A 12,904-nucleotide genomic window follows, 5' to 3' on the forward strand; every position below is an offset into this window, starting at 1 on the left:
CACTTCCTTTATAATTCCCCGCCTTACTCAACCAAGACTGCAGATATCACCCATGTCCCAGACCCCCGCCCTCACCCCCGTCCGCCGTGCCCTGATCAGCGTCTCCGATAAGGAGGGGGTGCTGGAATTCGCCCAGGCCCTGCAGAGTCTCGGGGTGGAGATCCTCTCCACCGGCGGCACCGCGAAGCTGCTGGCGGACAACGGCGTGAAGGTCAAGGAGGTCTCCGAGCACACCGGCTTTCCGGAGATGATGGACGGGCGGGTGAAGACCCTGCACCCGCGTATCCACGGCGGCATCCTGGGTCGGCGCGGCATCGACGACGCGGCCATGGCCGAGCAGGGCATCGTGCCCATCGACCTGGTGGTGGTGAATCTCTATCCCTTCGAGGCCACCGTGGCGCGCCCCGGGTGTTCCCTGGAGGACGCCATCGAGAACATCGACATCGGCGGCCCGGCCATGGTGCGCGCCGCCGCCAAGAACCACGCCCACGTGGGCATCGTGGTGGAGCCGGCCGACTACGAACGGGTGCTACAGGCCCTGAACGCCCACGACGGGCACCTGCCGGCGCGCCTGCGCTTCGAGCTGGCCGCTCGGGCCTTCGCCCACACCGCCCGCTACGACGGCGCCATCGCCAACTACCTGACCCGCTTCAACGAGGACGACAGCCAGGCGGACTTCCCGGAGACCCTGAGCCTGCAGTTCTTGCGCGTGCTGGACATGCGCTACGGGGAGAACCCGCACCAGAAGGCCGCCTTCTACCGGGACACCGTGCCCACCGAGGCGGGCGTGGCCACCGCCCAGCAGATCCAGGGCAAGGCCCTGTCCTTCAACAACATCGCCGACACCGACGCGGCCCTGGAATGCGTCAAGCAGTTCGAGGCGCCCGCCTGCGTGATCGTCAAGCACGCCAACCCCTGCGGCGTGGCCGTGGCCCAGAACACCCTGATGGCCTACGAGCGGGCCTTCCAGACCGATCCCACCTCCGCCTTCGGCGGCATCATCGCCTTCAACCGTCCCCTGGACGGCGACACCGCGCATGCCATCGTCAGCCGCCAGTTCGTGGAGGTGATCATCGCGCCGGAGGTCACCCCCGAGGCGGTGCGCGCCGTGGCCACCAAGCCCAACGTGCGCCTGCTGGCCTGCGGCCAGTGGGGCGCGCCCCAGCCGGCCTGGGACTTCAAGCGGGTCAACGGCGGCCTGCTGGTGCAGGACCGGGACCTGGGCGAGGTGGGCGAGTCGGACCTGAAGGTGGTCAGCCGACGTCAGCCCAGCGCACAGGAACTCAAAGACCTGCTGTTCGCCTGGCGGGTGGCCAAGTTCGTGAAATCCAACGCCATCGTCTACGTGCGCGATGAGCAGACCATCGGCGTGGGCGCCGGCCAGATGAGCCGCGTGTACTCGGCGAAGATCGCCGGCATCAAGGCCGCCGACGAGGGCCTGCGGGTGGAGGGCTCGGTGATGGCCTCCGACGCCTTCTTCCCCTTCCGCGACGGCATCGACGCCGCCGCCGAGGCCGGCATCCGCGCCGTGATCCAGCCCGGCGGCTCCATGCGCGACGACGAGGTCATCCAGGCCGCCGACGAACACGGCCTGGCCATGGTGTTCACGGGGATGCGTCATTTCCGGCATTGAACGGATGGAAAATCCAACGCAAAGACGCGAAGGCGCAAAGGCCGCAAAGCGGTTGGATGTTAAAACCCCATGAGGATAAGGCAGTGTTTTTTACTACTGTTTTCCTTTGCGTTCTTTGCGCCTTCGCGTCTTTGCGTTGAAGGCCTTTGAATTTAATTCCTGCAACACTCACGAGGCATCGCAGTGAAGGTATTGGTGATCGGCGGCGGTGGCCGCGAGCATGCGCTGGCGTGGAAGCTGGCCCAGTCGCCCCGGGTGCAGACCGTGTTTGTGGCGCCGGGTAATGCAGGTACGGCGCTCGAGCCCCGCTGCCTGAACGTGGAGGTCAACGTCAGCGACATCCCCGCCCTGGTGCACTTTGCCCAGAGCCAGGAAGTCGACCTCACCGTGGTGGGTCCCGAGGCGCCGCTGGTGGCCGGGGTGGTGGACGCCTTCCGCGCGGCGGGGCTGCGCATCTTCGGGCCCACCGCCAAGGCCGCCCAGCTGGAGGGCTCCAAGGCCTTCAGCAAGGACTTCCTGGCCCGGCACCGCATCCCCACCGCCGCCTACGCCAACTTCACCGACCTGGACGCCGCGCTGGCCTACATCCGCGAGCGGGGTGCTCCCATCGTGGTCAAGGCCGACGGCCTGGCCGCCGGCAAGGGCGTGATCCTGGCCCAGACCGTGGCGCAGGCCGAGGCCGCGGTGCGCGACATGCTGGCGGGCAACGCCTTCGGCGAGGCGGGTCACCGGGTGGTGATCGAGGAATTCCTGACCGGCGAGGAGGCGAGCTTCATCTGCATGGTGGACGGTGAGCACATCCTGCCCATGGCCAGTTCCCAGGACCACAAGGCCCGTGACGACGGAGACAAGGGCCCCAACACCGGCGGCATGGGCGCCTACTCTCCCGCCCCCGTGGTCACCCCGGAGATCCACGCGCGCATCATGCGCGAGGTGATGGAGCCCACGGTGCGCGGCATGGCCGCCGAGGGCAACCCTTACACGGGCTTCCTCTATGCCGGCGTGATGATCGCCCCGGACGGCACGCCGAAGGTGCTGGAGTTCAACTGCCGCTTCGGCGACCCGGAGACCCAGCCCATCATGATGCGCCTGCGCTCGGACCTGGTGGATCTGCTGGAGGCCGCCCTGGACGAACGTCTGGACCAGGTCGAGGCCGACTGGGACCCGCGGGCCGCCCTGGGCGTGGTGCTGGCCGCCGCCGGCTACCCCAACGACTACCGCAAGGGCGACGTGATCATCGGTCTGCCCGAACAGGATGAACCCGACGCCAAGGTCTTCCACGCCGGCACCCTGCAACAGGATGGTGCGGTGGTCACCAATGGTGGTCGAGTCCTGTGCGTGGTGGGCCTGGGCGAGACCGTCGCCGAGGCCCAGAAACGGGCCTACGCCCTGTCAGACCGCATTCACTGGGACGGCGTATACTGTCGCAGAGACATCGGTTACCGGGCCGTGGCCCGGGAACAGGGTCGCGCCTGAACCACCCCACGCCCGGTCTGGCACTTCCCTTGCTAGATTTCTGTGGGGCCCTGCGCCCCACACTCTTCCGTATTACGGTGAATTGACCATGGCAGCTGCCGACATCCTGACTGAACTGGAACACCACCCCCGCCCCTGCGACAAGGAGGGGCTCAAGCGCTCCATCCGCGACGCCCTGATCCACCAGGCGGGCAAGGACCCCCTGCACGCCACCCCCCGGGACTGGCTGGAGGCGGTCTCCTACGCCGTGCGCGAACGCCTCATCGAGCGGCGCATGTTCACCCAGCGCCTGTTCAACCAGGAGCACGCCAAGCGGGTCTACTACCTGTCCATGGAGTACCTGATCGGGCGCATGCTCATCAACAGCCTGCTGAACCTGGGCTTCTTTGATGCCTGCCGCGAGGCCCTCTCCGAGATGGGCGTGGACCTGCTGGAAATCTCAGAACTGGAACCGGATGCCGCGCTCGGCAACGGCGGCCTGGGGCGTCTGGCCGCCTGCATCCTGGACTCCATGGCCAGCCAGTGCATCCCCGGCTACGGCTACGGCATCCGTTACGAGTACGGTATGTTCCAGCAGCAGATCCAGAACGGGCAGCAGATCGAGCACCCGGACAACTGGCTGCGCTACGGCAACACCTGGGAATTCCCGCGCCCCGAGAAGATCTTCCCGGTGCGCTTCTACGGCCGGGTAGTCACCCACCGGGACAACGGTGAAGTGCGCCACCACTGGCAGGACTGCGAAGAAGTCATCGCCATGGCCTACGACTACCCGACCCCGGGCTACGGCAACAAAAACGTCAACAACCTGCGCCTCTGGGCGGCCAAGGCCACCCGGGACTTCGACCTCAACTACTTCAACGAGGGCGACTACATCGGCGCCATCCAGCAGAAGGCCCAGTCCGAGACCATCTCCATGGTGCTCTACCCCAACGATGCCACCGCCATCGGCCGGGAACTGCGCCTGAAGCAGGAGTACTTCTTCGTCTCCGCTTCAATCCAGGACATCCTCGCCCACCACGAGGCGATGGGCTACCGGATCACCGAGCTGGCCGACAAGGTGGCCATGCAGCTCAACGACACCCATCCAGCCATCGCCGTGGCGGAACTCATGCGCCTGCTGCTGGACAAGTACCAGTTGCCCTGGATGACCGCCTGGGAGACCACCAAGTCGGTATTCGGCTACACCAATCACACCCTGATGCCCGAGGCCCTGGAGACCTGGCCCGTGGCGCTCATGGAGCGGGTGCTGCCCCGCCACATGCAGATCATCTACGAGATCAACTTCCATTTCCTCAACGAGGTGCGCCACACCTTCCCCGGCGATACGGAGATCGTCAAGCGCCTGTCCATCATCGACGAGGACCACGGCCGGCGTGTGCGCATGGCGCACCTGGCCGTGGTGGGCAGCCACCACATCAACGGCGTGGCCGCCCTGCACACCCAGTTGCTCAAGGACACCCTGTTCCACGATTTCTACCGCCTGTGGCCGGAGCGCTTCATCAGCATCACCAACGGCATCACGCCGCGCCTGTGGCTCAACCAGGCCAATCCGGCCTTGTCTGCGTTGATCAGTGAGCACATCGGCAAGGAATGGGTCATGGACCTGGCCCAGCTCAGGGATCTGGAATCCTTCGCCGAGGACGCCACCTGCCGGCAGGAATTCAGAACCGTCAAGGAGGCCAACAAGCGCCACCTGGCGGAACTGGTGCTTGCGCGTACCGGCATCGAGATCGATCCCGCGGCCATGTTCGACGTCCAGATCAAGCGCATCCACGAGTACAAGCGCCAGCTGCTCAACATCCTGCACGTGATCGCCTTCTACAACCGCATCCGTCACGGTGAGGCCCCGGAACAGGCCCAAAGAGTGGTGCTGTTCGCCGGCAAGGCGGCGCCTGCCTATGTACGCGCCAAGCAGATCATCCGCCTGATCAATGACGTGGCCGACGTGGTCAACCACGACCCGGTGGTGGAGGGCCGCCTGAAGGTGGTATTCTTCCCCAACTACGACGTCAGTTCCGCGGCCGTAATCATCCCCGCCGCCGACCTCTCTGAGCAGATCTCCACCGCCGGCATGGAGGCCTCGGGCACCGGCAACATGAAGCTGGCCCTGAACGGCGCCCTGACCATCGGCACCCTGGACGGCGCCAACGTGGAGATCCGCGAGGCGGTGGGCGAGGAGAACATCTTCATCTTCGGTCTGACTGCCGACGAGGTCGCCGAGACCAAGGCGCGCGGCTATCGGCCGCGGGAGCACTACGAGAAGAATGGGGAGCTCAAGGAAGTGATCGACATGATCGCCTCCGGCTTCTTCTCGCCCTCGGAGCCCGGGCGCTATCGAGACCTGGTCCACGACCTGCTGAACAACGACACCTTCCTGGTGCTGGCCGATTTCGAAAGCTACCTGCATGCCCAGGAGCGGGTCGACATGCTGTACCGCAAGCCCGAGGAATGGACCCGCCGCGCCATGCTCAACACCGCCCGCATGGGTTACTTCTCCATCGACCGCACGGTGAAGCAATACGCCGACGAGATCTGGGGCGTGACGCCCGAGTGTTGGGTTTGAAGCGCTAGAGGCAAGTTGCTAGATACAAGAGACAAGTAAGAGCCGAAAAAAGAGAGGCCGGTTTTACCGGCCTCTCTTTTTGTTCCACTTGTCTCTTGTATCTTGGATCTTGTCTCTCATCCTTTCTTCATCATATCGAAGAACTCGCTGTTCACCTTGGTGGATTGCAGGCGGCTCAGCAGGAACTCGATGGCCTCCAGCTCGTCCATGGAGTGCAGGAACTTGCGCAGGATCCAGAGCTTCTGCAGCTCGTCGGGGTCGGTGAGGAGTTCTTCGCGGCGGGTGCCGGAACGGTTGATGTTGATGGCGGGGTAGGTGCGCTTTTCGGCGATGCGGCGATCCAGGTGGATCTCCATGTTACCGGTGCCCTTGAACTCCTCGTAGATCACCTCGTCCATCTTGGAGCCGGTGTCCACCAGGGCGGTGGCGAGGATGGTCAGGCTGCCGCCTTCCTCGATGTTGCGGGCCGCGCCAAAGAAGCGCTTGGGCCGGTGCAGGGCGTTGGCGTCCACGCCGCCGGTGAGCACCTTGCCGGAGGACGGCACCACGGTGTTGTAGGCCCGGGCCAGGCGGGTGATGGAATCCAGCAGGATCACCACGTCACGCTTGTGCTCCACCAGGCGCTTGGCCTTCTCGATGACCATCTCGGCCACCTGCACGTGGCGGCTGGCGGGCTCGTCGAAGGTGGAGGAGATCACCTCGCCCTGCACCATGCGCGCCATCTCGGTCACTTCCTCGGGCCGCTCGTCGATGAGCAGCACGATCAGGTAGCAGTCCGGGTAGTTGGTGGCGATGCTCTGGGCGATGTTCTGCAGCATCAGGGTCTTACCCGCCTTGGGCGGGGAGACGATCAGGCCGCGCTGGCCCTTACCGAAGGGGGCGACGATGTCGATGACCCGGGCGGTGATGTCCTCGGTGCTGCCGTTACCCCGCTCCATGCGCATGCGCTCGCTGGCATGCAGGGGGGTGAGGTTCTCGAACAGGACCTTGTTCTTGGCGTTTTCCGGCGCCTCGAAGTTGATCTGGTCCACCTTGAGCAGCGCGAAATAGCGCTCACCTTCCTTGGGGGGCCGGATCTTGCCGGAAATGGTGTCGCCGGTGCGCAGGCTGAAGCGGCGAATCTGGGAGGGCGAGACGTAGATGTCATCAGGGCCTGCCAGGTAGGAGCTGTCCCCCGAGCGCAGGAAGCCGAAACCATCCTGAAGTATTTCCAGCACACCATCGCCGAAGATGTCCTCTCCGTTCTTCGCATGCGCCTTGAGCATGGCGAAGATGATGTCCTGCTTGCGAGCCCGCGCCATGCCTTCGATCTTCATGGACTGGGCGAGTTCAACGAGTTCTGCTGCGGGCTTGCGCTTGAGTTCGGTCAGATTCATGCGAGTCGATATCGGATGGAGGGCAGGGAGAGGGTTACAGGCGTACAGACACACCCTTGGCGGGTGGCCGGAACTGCTGATCTGATTGGGAATTCGGTTCGGGGAGGCTTCGCGCGCCAGAACGACGGGCGAGGTCTGCTTATATAATTTTCGTTAAGCTAGCATGATCATCCGGTCGAGTCCAGCCCGGCGCGCAGGGCGCCGGGCCGGTCCGTGAACCGGATCAGATATTCTGGTCCAGGAAGGCAGTCAGCTGGGACTTGGACAGCGCGCCCACCTTGGTGGCCTCGACACTGCCACCCTTGAACAGCATCAGGGTGGGGATGCCGCGGATGCCATACTTGGGCGGGGTGCCGGGATTCTCGTCGATGTTCAGCTTGGCGATCTTGACCCGGTCACCGTACTCGGAGGCGATCTCGTCCAGGATCGGGGCGATCATCTTGCAGGGGCCGCACCACTCGGCCCAGTAGTCCACCAGCACCGGCTGCTCGGACTTGAGCACCTCGTCCTCGAAACTGGCATCGGTCACGTGAAGGATCTTTTCACTCACAACGGTTAACCTCCGGTTAGAATAGGGGTTTCGCGGCCTGGGCTCGGGGGGATTTGCCTGCCCCGTGCCAGGGCAGAGCGGCGAATACCCGGCAATTGGAGCCCATTCCGCCCACCATTTCAAGCCCATATGAATAGCCAGGACCCCATGACGGATACCCACCTCTCGGATACCTCCTTCAGCCAGTTCGACCTCCCCGACAGTGTCAGACAAGGCATCGAAGACGCCGGATTCAGCCGCTGCACCCCCATCCAGGCCCTGGCCCTGCCCATCGCCCTCAAGGGTCACGACGTGGCCGGCCAGGCCCAGACCGGCACCGGCAAGACCGCCGCCTTCCTGATCGCCACCTTCAACCGCCTGCTGCGTGATCCCGCCCCCGCCGAGCGCAAGCAGAACCAGATCCGCGCCCTGATCCTTGCCCCCACCCGCGAGCTGGCCATCCAGATCCACAAGGATGCCGTGACACTCGGCGCCCACACCGGCCTGAAGCTTGGTCTCGCCTACGGCGGCACCGATTACGACAAGCAGCGCCAGCAACTGGTGGACGGGGTGGACATCCTGATCGGTACCCCCGGGCGCATCATCGACTACTTCAAGCAGAAGGTGTTCGACATGCGCCTGGTCCAGGTGATGGTGCTGGATGAGGCGGACCGCATGTTCGACCTGGGCTTCATCAAGGACATCCGCTTCCTGCTGCGGCGCATGACCCCGCCCACGGAGCGCCAGTCCATGCTGTTCTCCGCCACCCTCTCCCACCGGGTGATGGAGCTGGCCTACGAGCACATGAACAACCCCGAGAAGGTGCAGACCCGGGACGAGCAGGTCACGGCCCAGCGTGTCCGCCAGGTGGTCTACTACCCCGCCAATCCGGAAAAGATCCCCCTGCTGCTGGGACTCATGAAGCGCATCGGCCCGAGCCGCTCCATGGTGTTCGTCAACACCAAGCACATGGCCGACAAGCTGGAGGCCTGGCTCAAGGGCAACGACATCAAGGTCGCGGTGCTCTCCGGCGACGTGCCTCAGCAGAAACGCCAGCGCCTGCTCAAGCAGTTCGAGAACGACGAATTTCAGGTGCTGGTGGCCACCGATGTGGCGGCCCGCGGCCTGCACATCCCCGACGTCTCCCACGTGTTCAACTTCGACCTGCCACAGTCCGGCGAGGACTACGTGCACCGCATCGGCCGCACCGGCCGCGCCGGCGCCGAGGGCGACGCGGTGAGCTTCGCCTGCGAGGATTCCGCCTTTTACCTGCCGGACATCGAGCAATACATAGGCTTCAAGATCGAGGCCGCAGCCATCGACCCGGAACTGCTGGTCAAACCGGCGCCGCCCGCCAAGCGAGAGATCCGCGAGCGCCTGGGCGGTCAGAATCGCGGTGACCGCAGCGGAAAACGCGCGCCGCCCCGCCGGCGCCGGGAACACACCTGATCCGGGCGGCGTACCCACGCCGCCAGCCATCGCAAATCCACGCCGCACCCCCGCCTCCGGGCCCTGCCGGGCCCGGAAATCTGCCTTTTCCGGGCTGTCTCGCCCAAATTCCGTGAATAGACCCAAAAGTTTTCACCACTTACCCCCCGCGATGGGGATGTCGTATAGTCAGGCGGTTTGTAAATTTCTCACTATAAAAAACCGGGGCTTTGCATGGCCCCGACAAATCACCAAAGCGATTAGGAGACAGACATGGCGAACAAGGTACTCGTCGCCCAGGGGGGCGGCCCCACGGCCGTAATCAATCAGTCCATGGTGGGCGCCGTACTGGAGTCCCGCAAATTCAGGAACGTGGAGCTGGTGTACGGGGCATTTCACGGCGTACGCGGCATTGTGGACGAGGAATTCCTGGACCTGACCCAGGAGACCAGCCACAACCTGGAGCTGGTGGCCCAGACCCCGTCCTCCGCGCTCGGCTCCACCCGCGACAAGCCCGACCTCAAGTACTGCCAGGAGATCTTCAAGGTCCTCAAGGCCCATGAGATCGGCTACTTCTTCTACATCGGCGGCAACGACTCCTCGGACACCGTGCGCATCGTCAGCGAGGAGGCCCAGAAGGCCAATTACGACCTGCGCTGCATCCACATCCCCAAGACCATCGACAACGACCTGGTGGAAAACGACCACACGCCCGGCTTCCCGTCCGCCGCGCGCTTCGTGGCCCAGTCCTTCATGGGTGCCAACCTGGACAACTGGGCCCTGCCCGGTGTGTACATCGGCGTGGTCATGGGTCGTCATGCGGGCTTTCTCACCGCCGCCGCCGCGCTCGGCAAGAAGTTTCCGGACGACGGTCCGCACCTGATCTACCTGCCGGAGCGGGTCTTCGACATCGACAGGTTCCTGGCCGACGTGAAGGCCACCATGGAGCGCTACGGGCGCTGCGTGGTCGCCGTGAGCGAGGGCATCCACGACGCCGAGGGCACCCCCATCGCGGTGAAGCTCGCCAAGGAAGTGGAAAAGGACGCCCACGGCAACGTGCAGCTCTCCGGCACCGGCCAGCTGGCGGACATGCTCTGCGACGAGATCAAGAACAAGCTCGGCATCAAACGCGTGCGCGGTGACACCTTCGGCTACCTGCAGCGCTCCTTCGTGGGCTGCGTCTCCGACGTGGACCAGCGCGAGGCCCGGGAGGTGGGCGAGAAGGCGGTGCAGTACGCCATGTGGGGCAAGCAGGATGGCTCCGTGGTGATCGAGCGTACCGGCTTCTACTCCGTGGACTACCGGCTCGCGCCCCTCGAGGCGGTGGCCGGCAAGACCAAGGTCATGCCCGATGAGTTCATCACCGCCTCCGGCACGGACGTCACCGACGCCTTCCGCCTGTACCTGCGCCCGCTGCTGGGCTCTGGCATGCCGGACGCCTACCGGCTGCGCCAGAACCTGGTGGAGAAGGTGCTCAAGAAGTAGGAAGGGGGAATTGGGAAGTGGGAAGTGGGAATTGGGAAGTGTGAAGTGGGAATTGGGAAGTGTGAAGTAAGAAGGGCCGGCTTTTGCCGGCCCTTCTCTTTGGTGCCTTGGGAAACGGGTGAGGGGTGAGGGGTGAGGGGTGCAAGCCGGACATGGTTTACTCCCTATCCCCTATCCCCTATCCCCTATCCCCTATCCCCTATCTCCTAACCGCTCACGCCTTCCCCCCCTGAGCCGCCGAGCGCCTCGAACACCTTGTCGCGGATCTCCTCCACGGAACCGACGCCCGCCACCCTGGCGTACCGGGTGGCACAGTCCTCGCTGCTCTCGGCCAGGCTGCAGTAGAACGCCACCAGCGGCTTGGTCTGGCTGTGGTACACGTCCAGCCGCTTGCGCACGGTCTCCTCGGATGATCTCGTCGGACACCAGGCCGCCCGCGTCCATGACCTTCTTGGCCTCCACGCCCAGCGGCGTGCCGGCCTTGACGGCGGCACGGAGCATGTCGCCGGTGGAGATCTGCGGGATACCGTATTTCTCGGTGATGAACTGAGCCTGGGTACCTTTCCCGGCGCCGGGAGCGCCCAACAGAATACATCTCATTTCTGACCCCTTCCGTTTGGGTGGTGGACCCGCTGGGATACGGGGCCCGTTTTTTTAGGTTATCGCGCACGAAACTTTGGCTTCTGGGCCCACAATCGTTTACTTTAGATACCCACGGCCCGTGCCCGTTTTCATGGCGACATTGATCCTGTCGCATTCGTCACCGGCGCACGAGTCCACATGCAAGCCGGCCTCCACCACGTCACGCCACTTCCCGGCAGATCGGAAGGATCCGAACAGGGACCGCAGATCAATCACTTGCGCGCACCCACCACCCGACCCTATCCCCAATGGGGGATATATGGATCAGCACAGCTTATTTAAAGATTCAAAATTCCGATTCCTAGCGCGGGCCGGGCAGTGCTAGTGTCGTGTGGCGAGATCTAGAATCTTACATTTTTCCGGCAATTCAACGGTTTCTTAATTAATTAAAGAGGAAAAAACTAATGTCACTGGTGAATCCTCACGGGGGGGGTCCGCTCAAGCCCTTGCTGCTGGAAGGCGAGGCTTTGAGCGCTGAACGGGGGCGCGCCGAGTCGCTGCCCAAGGTCAAGGTCAGCTCCCGGGAAAAGGGCGACATTATTATGTTGGGTCTGGGCGGGTTTACCCCCCTGGACGGCTTCATGAGCCACGCGGACTGGGAAGGCGTCTGCGACGGCATGAAGACCGCCAGCGGCCTGTTCTGGCCCATCCCCATCACGCTCTCCACCGACGAGGTGGTGGCCGACGGCATCAAGACCGGCAGCGACATCGCCCTGGTGGACCCGGAGAATGACGAGATCCTGGCCACCATGACGGTGACCGAGAAATACCGGATCGACAAGGCCCACGAGTGCGCCACCGTGTTCAAGACCACCGACCTGGAGCATCCGGGCGTGAAGATGGTCATGGAACAGGGCGACGTGAACCTCGCCGGTCCCGTGAAGGTGCTGTCCCAGGGCGGATTCCCCGAGAAGTACGGCGATCTGTTCATGTCCCCCAAGGAGACCCGCGCCCAGTTCGAGGCCATGGGCTGGAGCAAGGTGGCGGCGTTCCAGACCCGCAACCCCATGCACCGTTCCCACGAATACCTCGCCAAGGTGGCCATCGAGACCTGCGACGGCGTGCTGATCCACTCGCTGCTGGGCAACCTCAAGCCCGGCGACATCCCGGCCGACGTGCGCGCCAAGGCCATCAACACCCTGGTGGACAAATACTTCGTCAAGAACACCATCATCCAGGCGGGTTACCCGCTGGACATGCGCTACGCAGGTCCCCGCGAGGCCCTGCTGCATGCAGTGTTCCGCCAGAACTACGGCTGCTCCCACCTGATCGTGGGCCGCGACCATGCGGGTGTGGGCGATTACTACGGCCCGTTCGACGCGCACCATATCTTCGACCAGATCCCCAAGGGCGCCCTGGAGACCCAGGCCCTGAAGATCGACTGGACCTTCTGGTGCTACAAGTGCGGCGGCATGGCCTCTGCGCGCACCTGCCCCCACGAGCCCGGCGACCGGCTGCTGCTCTCCGGCACCAAGCTGCGCAAGGCCCTGTCCGAGGGGGACGACGTGCCGGCAGAGTTCTCGCGCCCGGAAGTGCTGGAGATCCTGCGCGAGTACTACAACAACCTCACCGAAAAGGTCGAGGTCAAGCTGACCGGGCATTCCGCCAAGTAGGGGTCGTCATCCGCCAGGTCGTGCATGAAGCGTAACTGGTGCAGGGCCGTCATGATGACAAAGGGTTAGACGAGATCCGTCTCTAAATCAATAAGAACTCAGCATCACCACTAGGAGAGTAGACAATGATTAGTACCAACCCATTCAGTGAGCTTGCAG

The 12,904-nt window shown here is 64.1% G+C and carries 8 protein-coding genes and 1 pseudogene; 6 read left to right on the forward strand and 3 right to left on the reverse strand.

Annotated features, from left to right (window positions below; translation table 11 throughout):
* Window positions 1–52: 52 nt before the first annotated feature.
* The 3 genes from purH (at window position 53) to D580_RS0109325 (ending at window position 5,672) form a co-directional block, all read left to right on the forward strand.
* A complete protein-coding gene (purH, locus tag D580_RS0109315; RefSeq protein WP_018954131.1) occupies window positions 53–1,633 on the forward strand; it encodes a bifunctional phosphoribosylaminoimidazolecarboxamide formyltransferase/IMP cyclohydrolase in 1,581 nt (526 codons plus the stop codon).
* Between the two features lie 183 nt (window positions 1,634–1,816).
* Window positions 1,817–3,109, forward strand: a complete 1,293-nt coding sequence (gene purD, locus D580_RS0109320) for a phosphoribosylamine--glycine ligase (protein ID WP_018954132.1) — start codon at window positions 1,817–1,819, stop codon at window positions 3,107–3,109.
* A gap of 88 nt (window positions 3,110–3,197) precedes the next feature.
* Window positions 3,198–5,672 (forward strand): glycogen/starch/alpha-glucan phosphorylase, encoded by a 2,475-nt coding sequence (locus tag D580_RS0109325; protein ID WP_018954133.1) that lies wholly within the window; start codon window positions 3,198–3,200, stop codon window positions 5,670–5,672.
* Window positions 5,673–5,788: 116 nt separating this feature from the next.
* Here D580_RS0109325 and rho read toward each other — a convergent pair whose 3' ends face one another.
* Together rho and trxA are read right to left on the reverse strand one after the other, a co-directional pair.
* A complete protein-coding gene (rho, locus tag D580_RS0109330) occupies window positions 5,789–7,048 on the reverse strand; it encodes a transcription termination factor Rho (protein ID WP_012636945.1) in 1,260 nt (419 codons plus the stop codon).
* A gap of 223 nt (window positions 7,049–7,271) precedes the next feature.
* Window positions 7,272–7,598: a thioredoxin TrxA gene (gene trxA, locus D580_RS0109335; protein ID WP_012636944.1), complete on the reverse strand. Its 327-nt coding sequence runs from the start codon at window positions 7,596–7,598 to the stop codon at window positions 7,272–7,274.
* Between the two features lie 147 nt (window positions 7,599–7,745).
* Between trxA and rhlB the strand changes: the two genes are divergently transcribed.
* Together rhlB and D580_RS0109345 are read left to right on the forward strand one after the other, a co-directional pair.
* Complete coding sequence (rhlB, locus tag D580_RS0109340; protein ID WP_018954134.1) at window positions 7,746–9,026, forward strand: ATP-dependent RNA helicase RhlB; 1,281 nt, start codon at window positions 7,746–7,748, stop codon at window positions 9,024–9,026.
* A 252-nt stretch (window positions 9,027–9,278) separates the two neighbouring features.
* Window positions 9,279–10,490, forward strand: a complete 1,212-nt coding sequence (locus tag D580_RS0109345; protein WP_018954135.1) for a 6-phosphofructokinase — start codon at window positions 9,279–9,281, stop codon at window positions 10,488–10,490.
* Between the two features lie 206 nt (window positions 10,491–10,696).
* Here the strand turns inward: D580_RS0109345 and D580_RS16250 are convergent.
* Window positions 10,697–11,090, reverse strand: a pseudogene (locus D580_RS16250) (nucleoside monophosphate kinase).
* 446 nt (window positions 11,091–11,536) lie between these two features.
* On the opposite strand from D580_RS16250, the gene sat reads away from it, so the two are divergent.
* Complete coding sequence (gene sat, locus D580_RS0109360; protein ID WP_018954138.1) at window positions 11,537–12,745, forward strand: sulfate adenylyltransferase; 1,209 nt, start codon at window positions 11,537–11,539, stop codon at window positions 12,743–12,745.
* The last annotated feature ends 159 nt before the right edge of the window (window positions 12,746–12,904 follow it).

The organism is Thioalkalivibrio sulfidiphilus (assembly GCF_000377945.1).
In the GTDB taxonomy this organism is placed as follows: domain Bacteria; phylum Pseudomonadota; class Gammaproteobacteria; order Ectothiorhodospirales; family Ectothiorhodospiraceae; genus Thioalkalivibrio_A; species Thioalkalivibrio_A sulfidiphilus_A.

Excerpts from the sequence above, each read along its gene's own strand:
- purH (WP_018954131.1), top strand. The coding sequence starts at position 53 with ATGTCCCAGACCCCCGCCCTCACCCCCGTCCGCCGTGCCCTGATCAGC.
- D580_RS0109325 (WP_018954133.1), top strand. The coding sequence starts at position 3,198 with ATGGCAGCTGCCGACATCCTGACTGAACTGGAACACCACCCCCGCCCC.
- rho (WP_012636945.1), bottom strand. The coding sequence starts at position 7,048 with ATGAATCTGACCGAACTCAAGCGCAAGCCCGCAGCAGAACTCGTTGAA.
- rhlB (WP_018954134.1), top strand. The coding sequence starts at position 7,746 with ATGACGGATACCCACCTCTCGGATACCTCCTTCAGCCAGTTCGACCTC.
- D580_RS0109345 (WP_018954135.1), top strand. The coding sequence starts at position 9,279 with ATGGCGAACAAGGTACTCGTCGCCCAGGGGGGCGGCCCCACGGCCGTA.
- sat (WP_018954138.1), top strand. The coding sequence starts at position 11,537 with ATGTCACTGGTGAATCCTCACGGGGGGGGTCCGCTCAAGCCCTTGCTG.